This window comes from Caulifigura coniformis, assembly GCF_007745175.1.
Classification (GTDB): Bacteria; Planctomycetota; Planctomycetia; order Planctomycetales; family Planctomycetaceae; genus Caulifigura; species Caulifigura coniformis.
Window position 1 is genome coordinate 6,455,827 of the sequence record NZ_CP036271.1, and the last position, 16,160, is coordinate 6,471,986.

Annotated in this window: 9 protein-coding genes and 2 pseudogenes; 4 read left to right on the plus strand and 7 right to left on the minus strand. The window is 58.9% G+C overall.

The features are described 5' to 3' along the window. Positions 1 to 32 precede the first annotated feature (32 nt). The 4 genes and pseudogenes from Pan44_RS25970 (at position 33) to Pan44_RS25985 (ending at position 9,556) form a co-directional block, all read left to right on the plus strand. Positions 33 to 6,311, plus strand: a complete 6,279-nt coding sequence (locus Pan44_RS25970) for an RHS repeat-associated core domain-containing protein (protein WP_145034641.1) — start codon at positions 33 to 35, stop codon at positions 6,309 to 6,311. A 119-nt stretch (positions 6,312 to 6,430) separates the two neighbouring features. After that, positions 6,431 to 8,080 (plus strand): leucine-rich repeat domain-containing protein, encoded by a 1,650-nt coding sequence (locus Pan44_RS25975; protein WP_145034642.1) that lies wholly within the window; start codon positions 6,431 to 6,433, stop codon positions 8,078 to 8,080. A 178-nt stretch (positions 8,081 to 8,258) separates the two neighbouring features. After that, a pseudogene (locus tag Pan44_RS25980) lies at positions 8,259 to 9,291 on the plus strand (IS630 family transposase). Between the two features lie 64 nt (positions 9,292 to 9,355). Continuing rightward, entirely contained in the window at positions 9,356 to 9,556 is a 201-nt protein-coding gene (locus tag Pan44_RS25985; protein WP_145034643.1) for a hypothetical protein, read from the plus strand. A 50-nt stretch (positions 9,557 to 9,606) separates the two neighbouring features. On the opposite strand, the pseudogene Pan44_RS25990 reads toward Pan44_RS25985, so the two are convergent. From Pan44_RS25990 to Pan44_RS26025, 7 genes and pseudogenes are all read right to left on the minus strand, one after another. Next, positions 9,607 to 10,512, minus strand: a pseudogene (locus tag Pan44_RS25990) (IS3 family transposase). 156 nt (positions 10,513 to 10,668) lie between these two features. After that, positions 10,669 to 11,394: a type II secretion system protein GspK gene (locus Pan44_RS25995; RefSeq protein WP_197453665.1), complete on the minus strand. Its 726-nt coding sequence runs from the start codon at positions 11,392 to 11,394 to the stop codon at positions 10,669 to 10,671. A 107-nt stretch (positions 11,395 to 11,501) separates the two neighbouring features. After that, the gene (locus tag Pan44_RS26000; RefSeq protein WP_197453666.1) at positions 11,502 to 11,984 is read right to left on the minus strand and encodes a hypothetical protein; all 483 of its coding nucleotides are present in this window, start codon (positions 11,982 to 11,984) and stop codon (positions 11,502 to 11,504) included. Positions 11,985 to 12,103: 119 nt separating this feature from the next. Continuing rightward, entirely contained in the window at positions 12,104 to 12,523 is a 420-nt protein-coding gene (locus Pan44_RS26005; protein WP_197453667.1) for a type IV pilus modification PilV family protein, read from the minus strand. 519 nt (positions 12,524 to 13,042) lie between these two features. Beyond that, the gene (gene gspG, locus Pan44_RS26015) at positions 13,043 to 13,492 is read right to left on the minus strand and encodes a type II secretion system major pseudopilin GspG (protein ID WP_145034648.1); all 450 of its coding nucleotides are present in this window, start codon (positions 13,490 to 13,492) and stop codon (positions 13,043 to 13,045) included. Next, the gene (locus Pan44_RS26020; protein WP_145034649.1) at positions 13,479 to 14,849 is read right to left on the minus strand and encodes a type II secretion system F family protein; all 1,371 of its coding nucleotides are present in this window, start codon (positions 14,847 to 14,849) and stop codon (positions 13,479 to 13,481) included. Before Pan44_RS26020 ends, gspG begins: the two co-directional genes overlap by 14 nt. 581 nt (positions 14,850 to 15,430) lie before the next feature. Further along, positions 15,431 to 15,979, minus strand: a complete 549-nt coding sequence (locus Pan44_RS26025) for an RNA polymerase sigma factor (protein ID WP_145034650.1) — start codon at positions 15,977 to 15,979, stop codon at positions 15,431 to 15,433. Positions 15,980 to 16,160 lie beyond the last annotated feature (181 nt).

Below are 16,160 nucleotides of genomic sequence, written 5' to 3' on the forward strand. Positions count from 1 at the left end.
GCGGCAATTCCTTTCCCGCGACGGATAGCACCATGGTCGGCAAGATCGTTCGTTCGTCCCCCTTCTGGTCCATCGTGATCTTCCTGGGGATCTGCGTTGCTGCCGTTCTCCTCACGCAGCGCGTGCATCAGCCACAACCGGTCTACGCTCAGGCTCCAGGTGATGCTCCAGAAGAAGGCACAGAAATTTCGATCACGCAGGCCAGGCAGATCGTCGGGATGATCGTGCCCTACTACTGCTGGAATTCCGTGGTGGCTTACTTTGCCTGCGGCCAATGTGACGGCGGCCTGTGCCCGACGTTCCTATCCCTGCTGAATCTCAACAACGATCCGGATGGTTCCTGTTCTGGCGCCTGCACCACGACTCCAACCGGCGATGTCCCCCCTCGTAGCCCGCAGTTCAACACCGAGGGCAGCGAGCAAGATCCATTTCGTAACGATATCACTCAATACACATCAGCCGGCAATTCTCTGATCGATACGGCCAGCGCCAACTACATTCACTATTCAGACGACTACATGGGCCCCGGTCCGACGCATGTCCACCTTCGACGGTTCCATCGTTTTCGCAACATCACAGAAGTCCCCAGCTTCGGGCCCTCTTGTTTCTCGAACTACGACGTCCGTTTGCATCTCAGTATGTGGCAGGTTGCCGACGGCTACGGATTCTACACCTCAGGAAACACCGCCGGAACGCTCTTCGACCCGACGGCGATGTTCGAGAAGCACCTGTATCTCGACACGTCGTCCAACGGGACCAGATACGCCGACAACGCTTATCGCAGCTACAAGGACATCACCCTCACTGATTCGGCCGGAAACGCCGTCACGACCCCTTACTCCAGCGGGCCGCTCCCGTCGCGAACAGCCGCCACGCACGCGGTGCTCCGAACCTGGACCGGAGAATCGTATTGGTTTGAGCTGTTTGAGAATGGCGAGTTGACGGTCAACAGTGCCGATGAGCCGTGGCAGCCCATGGATGGGCGTCTGGTCAAGATTCTCGACCAGAATGGCTATGGCACCACCCTGACCTACAAGACCTGGACGTCCCTCGAACTCGAAGAGGCGCCGGACCGTCAGTGGCAGATCGATGAGATCACGGACTCCTACGGTCAATCGCTGCAGTTCAGCTACGAGTCGACCCAGGTCGGGGGATTCTGGGCCGTCTCGCAGATCGATCTCCCGAATTCGGAATCACTGACCTATGGCTACACGGGAGGCATTCTCACGGATGTCACCCTGCCGGACGGTAGCGAGGCGACCATCAGCCTGACGACGGACTCCACCAGCAACTGTGGTGTATTCCAGTTCGACGACCCCGGTGCGACCGGCGTCCACCGCCGTAAAAAGGTGCACATGCATGGCGCGGCGGGCTCCTGGAACGGCAACCTTGTTTCGATCGCCGAGTATCACGTTCGACTGGTCATCAATGGTGAAGACGAAGTCAGCTACCTTTCCATTCCTTATGACTGGTATTCCTTGATCTACGAGGGCCGGGGGCGGCTCAAGCAGGCGACAGGCGGGTATGCCGGAATGTGGAGCCAGTCGTACATCACCGACAACGACTGGACCGTCACGGTCGATCCTGAAATGTGGGAAGTGAATATCTCCTACGACACGATCGGCGACACCTATTCGGAGGTCGATGGCTATTACACAACTGCCGGATCAACGACCCCCCAGGGCGTCACTCGCGAGTTCACGAGGAATGCCGACAAGTCTCTTGCGAGCGTGAACTTCGAAGGAGACACGCTCAAAGAGGAATGGAGTTACGTCAACGGCATCTACGGCCGTCGTGTTTCCCGGTACGAAGATCGCCTGGGGCGCGTCACGAGGTATACATACGATTCCAAGGGCAACATGCTGACCAAGGAAGTCGGTCTCAAAAAACAGCCTGGGCCGGAGTACCAGGGGTATCTAGACGGGTACGACGCGGGCTTCGATGACGGAAACGCGATGGATCCTGCTGATGATTCCACGTCGAATATGGATTCGAATTATGTCGTCGGCTATGAGGCGGGTTATGCTCACGGGTACGACGATGGCATTAACACCAACGGCCATGGGGCGTCATCCAATCCGACGAGCACGGCCATGGTCGATGCTCCGACGGCCGATCACGCCGTCTACGAATGGGAGTTCTATACCGCAGGCAGCCATGTCGGCCTGCTCTCGAAATCGATCGACCCGAACGGGAACGAGACGGACTACGCCTACGACACGAATCATCGGCTCGACACGATTACCTATCCGCCTGATGTTGCGATGGGAACCCGCGCCGTTCGGGACTACACCTACGACTCCGCTGGCCGCGTCATCGCCATCACCCAGCCGGGCGGTTGGGGCACCAGCTACGACTACGACGAGCGAAACCGTGTCGTCAAAGTGGAGCATGCGGACAACAGCACCGAGCGATTTATCTACGGGACAGGCGTCGATGCCAATCTGCTGGTGAAGCACAAAAATCGAGCGGGCGTCGTCACAAAGTATGAGTACGACGACGCGGGCCGGAAGGTGAAGACGATCCAGGCCTATTCAACGATGGACCTGTCGGACAACGAGACGGCCATCACCGATCCGGCCATCAAGACGCAGGCGGAGTTTGCCTACGTCAACGGCACGAACACCGTCCGTGCCAGCCTCGTCAGCGGCGACTATCGCTACAACAAGTTTGACTACCATCACAGGGTCATCGAGTCGTCGGTTGTGGCCAATACGGCAAAGACGCTGACATCGAAGTCCAACTACGTCGCCGCCAAGCTGTTCAATACCGAGGATCCCTATGGCCGAAAAACGTACTACGCCTACGACTCGCAGCAGGCCAAGCTGATCCGGACGATCCGGTGCACGGTTCCCTCGGTCAGTTACGCGGACTTCACGGCCGTCCTGGCGGCCACACGCGCGTCGGAGAACGCTGAGAACCCGACGTCGCTCATCACCGACTACGTCTATGACACCCAGGGCCAGACGCTGAAAGTTATCGATCCCCGGGGTGTTGAGCACCACAAGGAGTACGACAGCCTAGGCCGGGTCACAGCAGATATCAGGGCGGCCCAGTGGCTTGGTGGAGCGCCGACGAACTGTGTCGCCCGGACAGAGTATGACTACGACGACGCCTCGAACGTCGTCGCCACTCGGCATCCGAGGTGGTTCGATTCCGGCGACACGAACGGCTACCACAAGTGCGTCACAACAATGACGTACACCGGCCGAAACCTGCTCAAGACTCGTACCGAGGCCGACGGCGCCACGGAAGAAGCCACCGAGTCGTTCACCTACAACCTCGATGCCCAGCAGCTCACGCACGTTGACTTCAACGGAAAGACCTGGACGAACACCTACGGCTCCTGCTGCGGAAGGCTCCAAACCTCGGCCGACCCATTAGGCCACGGGACAATCACCAATCACGACGCACTTGGGCGGGTGACTCACCAGGCGTGGGTCTCCGACGTCTCCAGTCACTCGTCGGCCTGGGACAATCCCATTGACGCCAAGACATTGAAAGAGGTCACGACGAAGTACGATGCTCGCGGGAGAGTGGCCGCCCGAACCGTCTGGGTGAACCCGCTGGGGGCGGTCAATCCAAACAGCGTGCCGATACACAACGGTGCAGTGGCTTGGATGCCAATGTCAATGTCTGGATTCTCTCAAAGCCAGGTCACTTCAGGAACTCCGGAAGGGCTAACGACATCCTACGCCTACGACGACGATCTCGACGATGGCGCTGGCTTGGATGACGATTTCTCTACGCATCTTTCCGGCCTCGCTCTGGACGACGACTCCGACGGTTCGGCGGTGCTGACAACCGTTCACGGCCACGTCCCGCACTGGAACTCGGCAGCGGCGATAACAAGCTCTGATCTGACTTACCGCACATTAACGATCCGAGACGGCCGCGGACGCACCATCCGCTCCGTGCGACTGGATTCCAGCGACAACGCGGTGGAACGAACCACTCAGGTCTACGACGCGGTCGTCTCGATCGGCGGGTACGGCGATGTCGTGGAAACGACATCCACGAACCTTGCGGGGCACAGCAACAAGCACCGCGCGGACGGGGCCAGCCGCCGGATCGCCACAATCGACGGCGACAGCAAGCTGACGTCTTACAAGTACAACGCCAACGGAAATCGGCTGAAGGTCCGCGACCCGAATAGCATCGGCATGGATTGCACATACGACGCCCTGGGGCGTGATATCTCGTGCATCGATACCGCGAGTCACGGGACTGCGAAGCAATTCGACCGAGCCGGGAACATGGTCATCCAGATCGACGCCAAGAGTAGTCCCGCTTCCATCGCTTACGATGCGAGAAACAGGAAGCTTTCCGTCACCGATCGGATCAGTGCGGTGACCACCTGGGCGTGGGACGCCAACGGTAATGAGCTGTCGATGACTGACGCCGAGAATCAGACGACTTCCTATTCTTACGACGACGCCGGCAATCGCACGTCGACAACCTGGCCGGACCATGTGACCGGTCAGAACCCCGGCGACGCCAACTGCGGAATCACGTCCGTGCTGTACGATGCCTTGGGGCGGCCGGTTCGTACGACGGACCAGCAGGGAGACAAGATCACGCTCCACTACGATCTGGCGGGCCGGAGGTACATGCGAGAGGCTTGGCCGCTATCGAGCCCGGCCCCTGAGACCCATGTTGCCTATCGAGACTACTTCCTGTGGACGGCCGATGGCCAGCTAGTGAATGCGCTTCGCGCCACCACCGACGTTGATTACACGCTCATCGTCATGGGTTACGAGAATGGGCGGAAGACCAGTGAAACATTGAAGTTCGCTGGTGGCCAGGCTTATACCGTGGCGATGGCCTATGGGACCGATGGTCGCGTGAGTCAATTGACGTACCCGGACTCTACGATCGTTGACAGAACCTACAACGCCCGAGGGTTGCTCTCGACGATCAGCTACGGCGGAGGGACAATCGATTCGCGGACGTACGATGACGGAGGACGCCTCACGTCTGAAACCCTCGGCAACGGACTGACCGTAACGACCAGCTACGCCACAGGCGAAAACTTGATCGCCTCGATTGCGAATGGCGTCGTGGGGACATACGGCTACAGCTGGGACGCCAACCACAACAAGACCGCCGAGACAATCACCGGGGCGATGTCGGGGTATGGCTTCACGGTTCCAACTGGAGGCTACGATGATGAGGACCGGCTCACCGCCTGGGAGCGGGACGACAGCGGCCTCGACCAGGCTTGGAGCCTGTCGGATGTGGGAGACTGGAATACATTCACGGAGAATGGCACACCGCAGACCAGAACACACGGCAACGCCCACGAACTCACGGCAATCGCCGCCAATGCCCTCACCTACGACTCGAAGGGCAATCTGACTCAAGACACCACAGGGCGAACCTACGCCTGGAGCATCGGGAACCAGTTGACTTCAACGACATTGTCTGGAACGACTGTCAGCTACGCTTACGATGCCCTGGACCGCCGAATCGGCCGCACCACGAGCGGGACAACAACCCATTATGTCTCTAACGGCGACATCGTGCTGGCTGAGTACACAAGCGGAACCGCCGCCAGTAATTCGCTGCGAAAGTACATCAATGCCAGCTACGTCGACGAGCCGGTCCTCTTGATCGACCGAACGGCCGCGGGGGGCACTGGAGCGGGCACCGATGAACGCCTGTACTATCATCGCAACCAGCAGTATTCGATCACGGCGTTAACCGACAATGGCGGATCGGTCGTCGAACGATACCACTACACAGCCCATGGACGCGCAACAATCCGGGACGCCGCAGGCACCTCAGTCCTATCGGCCAGCAATTACGACCATTCGATCCTATTTTCCGGTCGCTCATTCGATCACATCGCCGGCTTGTATTACTTTCGCGCACGCTACTACTCAGATTCTCTTGGCCGATTCATTAGCCGCGATCCACGTGCGTACGTCGACGGCAGCTCGCTATACCAAGCATACTTTGGAACCTCGGCAGGAGACCCCAGTGGAACGGCGACGCAGTGTTTTAATCCATGTACGCCAAATGGTTGCGGGGCAGCCGGCAGTTTCTTTGACCCGGTTCCCGATCGACCATTGCGTAACGACTTCACTCCTTGCTGCAATCTGCACGACATATGTTACTGCCAGTGCGGCATAGCCAAAGAAGCATGTGATGAAATGTTCTTCAATTGCATGAGGCAAGTGTGCGACCAGCGAGGACTTGGTCGCGGGAGGCTGATATGCTTGGGTCTTGCACGAACATACAGGAACGCCGTAAGAGACTTTGGGGGAGACCCATTTGACAAGGCGCAGGTATTGGGTTGTTTAAACTAATGGTTCTGGATGTGCTTCAGCATAAGCCTTGCACGCTAGTGTGCGGTGTTGCTGAGGCGATTGCGTGCACGTGGGTGGCATCGTGGTTGTAGCCCTGTTATTATTTTGCGAGAGCCGTCATGGTGCGAGTGCTATTGTTGCTGTGTGGCCAGTTGCTCGCCCTCGTCCCGGCGTTGTTGCAGGCGGCAGATTCGGATCGGACATTCTCTAGCAGTGTTGATTTGTGTGTAATTCAAACGCACTCGTGGCCATCTGTCGCGCAGATTGATCATGACACAGAACTGTTAGGGCGGACAACGTCCAGTTCAGTGGCCATAAAAGTGACCGGAGACGAGTGGTGCATTCAACCAGTCGCCACTTCGCTCACCGAATCGCACTGGGACAGTATATGCCAAGAAGTCCAGGCAAAAATGATTCCGGGGCTTTCACTGAGCACTTTGGGCGTGTCACCCATCCGTCGAGACTCAGTCGGCCTGCCTGCGCGGGCGTGGCCTAAGTTGGGCGGCTTGTCAAGCTTGAAATACCTGAAGCTCGATGCGTCTAGAACTGAGCTTGAGGAATCGCTTCCTGCCCTTAAGTCGCTTCATGAGCTTCGGGTGCTCGATCTTTCATGGACCGAATGCGACGACGGGTGTCTTGCTCGTCTGGGGTCTCTGCCCAAACTTGAGGCGCTGGATTTAACTTCTTGCCCAATCACAGACAGGTCCATAGAGATAATTTGCTCCAATCGTGTGCTGCGTCGACTGCGGATTGGCGGGACGGGCCTTACCGCCGACGGCATAGCTAGAATCGCAAAATCGCTAAGCCTTACGCATCTGGCCACAGCCGGCCTTCATGTCAGCGTAGAATCAGTAACGGCGCTCGCTCCAACAATCATTGCAGCGGATTTTGGGGACTGCCGGCTGGGCAACGCCCATGCAACAGCGCTCGCCAACTGTCGGGCATTAAAGGTATTAAGCATACGCGACAATGACATTACTCCCGACGGCATTAAGATTGTCTTGGCGTCACTGAATCTCGAGGAGTTAAACGTAGACCGACTGCAAGTAGACATGGCGACGATGCTGCAGATATCTAAAATGCCAGCATTGCGTGCGTTTTCAGCTGTCGACTGTCAGTCGATAGGCGATGATAGTATTGCAGTCTTTGCCGGATGCCCACAGTTGCGAAGTCTGGATCTGTCAGGAACTAGGGTTGGCGATGACGGAATTGGAGTGGTATGTGAACTGGATCTGCAGGCCATTGTGTGTGACGGAACAAGCGTTGGGGATGAGGCGATGGAGAGTATTGCTCGAGTGAAGAATCTGATGGTGCTTAGCATTGCTGGCACAGGCGTTACGTCCCGTGGCATAAGTAGGCTGCGAGCTTGTAAGCGACTGGCTTATTTAAATGTCGGTGGGGGAACAATTGAGGTTGATGCCGGCCATGCCCTGGGAAGCCTATCGCAGTTGAAAACGCTAATGTGCGGCGAGTGCACGTTTAAGCCCGGATGTATGGAGGCAATTGCCGGCCGCAACCCGCCAGTCGAATGGCTGTATTTGGCCGGCAGTAATTTCTCATCGAGCGATGTGCCGAGTCTTCGAAGGTTGCCGCAGTTGTGGTATCTGGATGTTTCTGACTGTGAAGGCCTTTCCTCTGACGCGATGTTGGGATTTGTTGATGTGGAGTCTCTGCTTGTACTTTCTTGTGGAAGGAATGTGTCCAATAGATACTCTCGTGCGGTCGAACGCCTAGAGAAGGCGTTCAGTGGCCGGCTGCTTGTTGAATGATGTGTGCCGGGTACCTGTAGCCACAGTCATTTTCTGGGCAACCGCCTAGTGTCATGAGTCGTAAAAGCGTTCAATAAGTCTTGTGGGCATGTTTGTTGGAGATATGCTGTCACTCACAGGAGGTGAGCTATGAACATCGGCCGGCCGAAAGCGACGTTGGTCGTCTCGAAGGAAGAGTCTGAGGCGCTGGGCTCGGCGCCCCAAGTGCAGTCAGCAACTCGCTCTGCGGTCCCGCATCGTCCTGGCCTGTGGCCGCGGGCTCAACAACACCCAGGTCGCTGCCGAGCTCAAGGTCTCCATGCCCACTGTCGGCAAGTGGCGGCAGCGGTTTGTGGATCACCGTCTGGAAGGCCTGCTCGACGAGCCTCGGCCCGGAGCTCCCCGGAAGATCACCGACGAAGACGTCGAACGCGTGGTGGTGCAAACGCTGGAATCGAAGCTGGAGGCCGCGACCCACTGGAGCACCCGCAGCATGGCGGAGGCGTCAGGCCTCAGTCAGATGGCGGTGTCCCGGATCTGGCGAGCCTTCGGCCTCCAACCGGACCGAGACCTTCAAGCTCTCTGCTGATCCGCAGTTTGTCGAGAAGGTCCGGGACGTCGTTGGGCTCTATCTGAACCCACCAGAACGGGCAATCGTCCTGTGCGTCGACGAAAAGTGCCAGGTGCAGGCGCTGGACCGCTCGCAGCCACTCCTGCCAATGGGCCCAGGTCAGCCCATGCGGCACACGCACGATTATTTCCGGCACGGAACGACGTCGTTGTTTGCGGCCCTCAACGTGGCGACCGGTGAAGTCATTGGACGCTGCCACCGCAGGCACCGGCATCAGGAGTTCCTGCGGTTCCTGGAACAGATCGACGAGGCGATCCCGGCGGAGCCGGACGTGCCCCTGCATCTGGTGCTGGACAATTACGCCACGCACAAGACGCCGAAGGTCCGGCGCTGGTTTGCCCGTCATCCCCGATTCCACGTGCACTTCACGCCGACGAGCGCCTCATGGCTGAACCAGGTGGAACGCTTCTTCGCGGCGATGACACAGAAGCGGATCCGGCGCAGCGTGTTTCGGAGCGTTCGGCAGTTGGAGCAGTCCATCATGGATTACGTGGCTAACCACAATGAACATCCGCGTCCGTTCGTCTGGACCGCGGACGCAGATCGCATCCTCGGAAAGGTCGCCCGCTTATGTAAACGGATTAACGACTCACGACACTAGTACTACAGTTGCATTTCCCTCTAGGCGGCTGATTTGTAGACCGTTTGCAGTCCGGAGGACAGGGATGGTCACGCAACAGGATGTCGAACGGTGGGCAGAGGAATTGACCACGGTCGCCGACCGGATCGCCCCGCGGTTCAAGCGGCCTGAGATCCGCTCCCGGGCCGCCGTCTATCTCCAGGCCTGCTGGCGTCCGTCGAACGCAAGGACGGCTGGCAGCTGGCGGAGTTCCTCGGCGATGAGCCCCCCAAGAACCTCCAGCTGACCTTGCCCCCAACTCGGATCCACACGAGATGTCAGAGACAGGCGGTATTATCAGCCTGGCCTAGGCCAGGCTGATAATGCCGCGAACTCGTTTGGCGTCCGTCCCCCCAGGGCACTGTGGGGACGGCAGCCGTTGTAGTCTTCTCGCCACGAATCGATCTCGGCCTGGGCGTCGGGCGGCGACAGGAACCAATGCTGGTTCAGGCACTCCATCCGGAACATCCCGTTGAACGATTCGATGAACGCATTGTCCGTGGGCTTTCCAGGACGACTGAAGTCCAGCTTCATCTTGTTGAAGTAGGCCCACCAGTCCAATGACTTCGAGATGAACTCGGGGCCATTGTCGACTCGGATCTTCTTGGGCAGTCCACGCGTCGCTGAGACCTCTTCCAGGACGTTGACGACGTCCTCTCCGCAGAACCGTTCCCGGGCCCGCAGAGACAGGCTCTCACGACTGAAGTTATCCACTAACGTCAGGACCCGGAATCGATGCCCCGCCAGCAGCTGATCGGACATGAAGTCCATGCTCCAGCTGTCGTTGGCTCTGAGGGCGGCAGGACGCTCCATCCGGACCGCACAGCTCTTCCGGCGCCGAGGACCTTTTCGACGGAGGATCAGACCTTCCTCGACGCTCGCTGACCGCATAACTGGTTCGCAGACGCTGGACCAGAACACGCTGACGAACGGGCTTCAGACGTTTTTTGACAGCACATCCTGAAGCATCCGCTTGTCCAGACTCAGGTCGGCCACCAGCTGCTTCAGCTTCTTGTTCTCCTCTTCAAGTTGCCGGAGCCGGCGCAGCTCCGCGACACCCAGCCCCGCGAACTTCCGCTTCCAGCGGTAGAACGTCTGCTCGCTGACTCCGAGCTTGCGGGTCAGCTCAGTGACCGGTGTACCCGCTTCCTGCTGTCGTAGGGCGTAGGCGATCTGCTCCTCAGTGAAGTGCTTCTTCCCCATGAAATCCTGCTCCTTCCAGAGTGCCAGATTTGGAAAAATCTAACACCTCGCGTGGATCAGGAAACGGGGTGAAGGTCAGCCCTTGACCTTCTCTCCATGTTCCTCTCCCACCTATTGACAACATTGGCCCCTCCGGACGGGTAGCTCACTTCGAAGTTACCAGTGAAAAGAGACTGTCCCCCCGTGCTGCTGGGACATGCGCTCGACCACTTGAAGCTCCACGTTTCGCCCCCGAGTTGGCAGGATCCACAGCGAATAAGCATCCGAAGTTGCTCCCGCCAGCCTTTCCAGCTTCTGCCGTTGCTCCATGTTCAAAGCAAGCTTTGAGGCCAAGTCTTGAAGGGAACTCACTCGTCCGCGGCCAATTATCTCCAGCAGCCGATCGGCCGTCTGCGAGCTGAACGCTTCGGTCATCAGTGCGGCAACAACCTCCGACCGGGCCCGGTTGACATTGATCCGCCCGGAACCCCAGAGCGTCACGTTGCCGGTCGCCGCAGCCAGAATCTCCGGTCCTGGCATCCCTTCATTAAACTTCAAAGCCTCTTCCCAAGCGCCGAATGGTGCCTGCCGATCTTCACCTTTCCGGAGTCTCGTGCCCGAACAAGCGGATTCGACGATTCGGGCAGCCGTCTCTGGATCAAGCATCCGCCGAACCGTGTTCACAGGCAGCTTGGCATCCTCGTCCGCAAGGATCAGCCGGTACGAAAGTCCTCGCAATGTGACGACATGCGAGAGAGACGTGCGAACTGCCGTGGCGCGTCCCGGTGGCATGAGAATGCGAGGAGCGTTTCGCAGCACGATCGTCTTCAGACTCTCACGGGCCCAATGGTCCTGCAGATCTCCCTGACGCGCCGCGCTCTCCAGCACGATGGCCATGCTCATTCTGGCTGTCCCGGCCGCATACAGGCCGGAAACCGCGATCAGAGTGAGGACGATCAGCAGTACGAACCCGCCCCGACGACGGCGGGGGTCGCACGAACAGGATCGTTTCATGGCCGGTCTCCACGACAAAGCTGATCAACCAGCACCGTCTGGTCCGGACTGACCAATAAAATACGCAGCCCACTCGGATAATCGTGCCACTCGTCAGCGGCCGGAACCGGAATCCGTAGTTCTCGCAGCGAATCCTCAGGGCGGCCCGCCAGCAGTTCCCGAATGCCAACCACCATCAGTTCCAGGCTGGCGACATTGCCGGTGTGAGGCGACGTCGGTTCGGATTTCCTCACGAGCAACCCTCGGCCGGCAGCATCGATCAACGACCAAGTCACCCGGCAAGCATGATGGTCGGCATTCCCGCGGACCGCATCGCGCCCCGCATACCCCTCAAAGAGGATTCGTCCAGGCCGGATGCGAACCTGCCGAGAATTGCGGATATCGAACTCTAGACGCTGCCCGATCCGGCGTTTCCAGGTCTCTGCTTCGGATGCCTTTTCAGCAGCCAGCGTCGACTGGTCGCGCGCCGTCGTCAGCACTCCCTGCAATGCGACCAGGAGCATGGCGGAAAGACTGAGTGCCAACAGCAGTTCCACCAGCGTGACGCCGTGACGAGTCGAGACCCGTCGCCATCGATTCAGCCGTAGTGCAGGGACGGTCACCGACTTGGCCTCCCCTCCGCTGGCACCAGCATTTCCACCGAAGCCGCTTCCTTTCGGCCTTGCACTTTCAGATCGGAGCTCCACAGTTCAATGCGGGCGATCTGCGCCTGCAGAACCTTGGCGTCTGGAGCATCAACCCTCGCTACCCGGCAAACCCAGTCCGTAGATTCAGGCACTGGATAATCGCCATCTGGCGGCACATCGTTGCGACCGGCTGTCCAACGTTCCAGCATCCGGTTCAGAAGCCCGATCGCGATTCGGTGTTGCTCCGCGGCGCGAATCTGACGCAGGTGAGCTGATTGGCTCACGAGTATCCCTGCGAGAAGCGATCCTGCGAGAGCGGTGGCGCATAAGACTTCCACAAGAGTCAGCCCCCGCGCTCGACGGTTCCGTGTTTTCGCGACGAAATGCTGCATGGGCACCATCGCTCGCATACGTCTCAATTGTGGGTTCGCAAGACTGCCAGCAGCTCATCAACGGCCGCCTTATTGTCGAGTTCAAGAGCCTGGCCGCTCCCCCCGAGGAACAACAGAAAACGGCTGGCAATGGAGGGCGTTCCGATTTCGAGAGCAAATGACGGGCTACTGCCGTCTGGCCGATACCGGAGCCCAATCGCTTCTCCAGTCGATTCCGATTTTGAAGTCAGGACTCGGAGAATCGGAAGTCGCGTCTCCAAGACCTTCGATTCTTCGGTCTCAGAAACTCGCAATTCGAGGTGCCCGAGGCCCGTCATCCAAAGATCGCGGGCCGAGCCAGACTTCACGCATTGTTCTCGGATTGTTCGATCGATTGCTCGAAGTTGCTGAATGGCGCTGACCTGGCCCGCTGCTGCCAGAGAGGGGCGCAAGGAGTAGCCGACCGAGACCGCCACGAGTCCGGTCAGCACCAGGACCGCCATCAGTTCCACGAGCGTGAAGGCAACACGCGGAGGTGGCTTATGTGCCGGACGATGGCTGAACGTCATCGCTGGTGATGTCCTCATCGGCGCCCGAGCCTCCCTCGCGCTTGTCCGCTCCAAAGCTGATGATGTCGAACGCCCGCAAACGGCCAGGTTGATTGTACTGGTAGGGCTGTCCCCAAGGATCGACGGGGACTTTCGAGAGAATGCCTTCGACGAAGTTCTTGCTGGGTTTCGCCAGAATGGCCAGTCCCTCCTCGTTCGAAGGGTAGCGGTCGTTCAGGGTGTTAAAGGTTTCCAGTGCGGCCGAGATCTTGGACAGATCCATGCGGGCCACATTCTGCTTGCTGGTCACCAAATAGCCGCGGACCTTGAACGTCACGGCGCTCGCCAGCAAACCGATGATCACGACCACGACCATCAGTTCCACGAGCGTGAAACCGTCTCGCGATCGATCAACCACCCGCTGCAGTTCATTGCGTGACATTTCCGGCCTCCATGATCGGCAGGATGGTCGCGAAGAGCACAAAGCCCACGATGACGGAGAGTAGGATAACCAAAACGGGCTCCAGAAGAGCAGCAAATCGGTGAGAAAGAGTGGCCACCTGGCGCTCGTAGTCTTCAGCCAGTTGCTGAAGCATGTCCTCCAGCCGACCCGTTTGTTGCCCCATCTGGAACACCTGAATCACCACCGGCGGAAAAAGGCCCGTCTGGGCAAGGGCCGGCCCGACATCGCGGCCCACACGAACGGCCGCTGCCGAATCAAGCAGGGCCTGTTTCAGAATGAGATGCGAGGCCGATCTCGCGGCGATCTCGACGGCCTGCACATATTCCACTCCGCTCTTCATGAGTACGGAAAGCACCATCGCGACGCGGGCAACGACCTGCTTCCGGACGAGTTCGCCAAGAACTGGAACTCGCAGGACTCCTCGCTGCCAGAGCGTCTTCCCGCGGACCGTGGAGAGCGCGTATGTGAAACCGAAGACAAGGCCGATAGATGTGGCCAACAGCACGGGCCAATAATTCAACAGGGCGTCGCACAGCCCTTTGAGGACGACGGTTGCCCAGGGGAGCGGGCGACCAGCTTCGATGAGGCTTTCCAGAAGTGAAGGCACTACGTTCGTCATCAGGAACAGGCTCACACCGAGCGCGCTGACCAAGACGACGGCTGGATACAAAACGGCGGTCATGATCCGGTCCTTCCACTGCAGTGACCGCTCCTTGAAAACGGCCAGTTGGTTGAGCACCGTCTCCAGCGTGCCTGTATTCTCTCCGACCCGAACCATCTCGACGGTCAATTCATCGAACTGCCGAGAATCGGCAGCTAGGGCGTCCGCCAGGCTGGAACCTTCTTTCACACGCTCTCTGACCTTGAGCCACGAGTCTCTAAATTGACCTCGCGATTGCTCAATCAAAAGATCGAGCGATTCCACCAGCGGCACACCGATCGATTGAAGTGTCGCGATATCGCGTACCGCGGCCAGAAGCTCGTGTGGGTTGGCCCGACGGCGCCAGGCTCCGCCTCCGATCGATCGTCCGATTGGCTTGGTGGATTCCGCGAGATCTCGAACGATTAGCCCCAAGTCTCGGAGCTGCTCTCGAGCGTGCGGAGGCGATTCGGCGGCCAGCGTTCCGGAGACGCTCGCGTTGGTACGGTCGAAGGCTCGGTAACGATAGACCGGCACGTACCGCGGCCCCTTGGCAACTAGGAGAAGGCAAAGACGACGACGCCACTTTGTCTTGTGGTTGCCTCCGGAGTCAACGTCGTCACGACGCAACTTCAGCCAGCAAGCCTCAGCCCGTAACCCCTGCGCGTGTCGATGCTGCGAGCCCAGCCCAAGCATCCTTCATGTGACTACTGATTTTCTCGGCAGTCATTCCTATCTCTCACGACGATCGGAGCCGAGTACAGGCCGCTCGGCCGCAGGTAGCTGCACTTAACGTCGGGATGTATCTCATAGTTTCGGTACGGACTCGTGCGTGGCCAACGATAGGCGTTCCATGGGCGAAACCCTGATCTGTGATACTCGGGGACCGGGCTCGCGAACCACTCTCGTCGGGCAAGATACGGGTTACCTTCGACGAGCGTCGGAGTCTGTGCGTGCGTCGCGGCCGTGAATGCGAGTACAAGAAAGCACCCAAGAACCAGTGACGCCATGTCCATTGGTTGCCCCCGGCCTCAAGAGAAGTGACAGCGGACGCTGACCTTGCAGCCCTCACGCCAACGCCGGCACAATCTGCCGACACGTAGTCTTCGGTTGGCGATCCTGTCCTTGCAATCGTCTATCTGGCAAACTGTTCTGCAGTAGTTTGCGGTGGAACTGACGATCTTGTGGATCCTGCCGCCTTGGAGGGAGAATTCACGGATGTCGACGAGATATACGCCGGGAGCCAGCAACGCCGACTCCCGGCCTCTTCACTGACATCAAATCAACGCCGCCACCTCCGGATCGCTTCGGAGATTTTTCAAACCGGCATGCAGCCAGAGTGAGACAGCCTGTCGTGTGACGCCCATCGTCTCAGCAACCTCCGCCTGGGTTTCGCCGTCGAAGTGAAGCCGTCGAACTACATCGCCCTGGCGTCTCTTCAGCTTTCCAACGTGGCCAAGCAATGCTCCTGCCAAGTCGCCTGTCAGCGCCGGAACATCGAACGGATCTCGTGGATCCGTAGCGGTGCCGACCGCGACGTCGCACTGGCAACAGCGTATCTTGGTGCGACGTCGCGTCTGGTAGTGCGAGAACAGCACCATCCTGGCCTGGAAATACAGCCAGCTACGGAACGGCCGCCCTGGATCGTAGTCTGCCCGGCCCTTGAAGAGTCGCATGAACGCGTCGACGGTCAGGTCCTCCGCCAGGTGGTAGTCATGGACACGACGGACGAAGTATCCGAGGATCGGACTCCACCAGCGATTCACCAGTTCCGAGAATGCTGCGTCGACATCAGGCTCTACCAACAGTTCTTCATCAGAGATCATTGGCGGCCTCCTTCCACCCCTGCGACGGCCCTTCGAGCTGCGATTCGGCCACGGATTTCGTGGACCGAAGCGTGATTTGAACACCGACGGCGATGCACCACTCCGGCTGGCGCCGCAACAGTCGCGGGTTCAGGCTGAACGGGCTCGGCGGGTCTCGCTCCTTTCGATCCTTGCTCCAGTA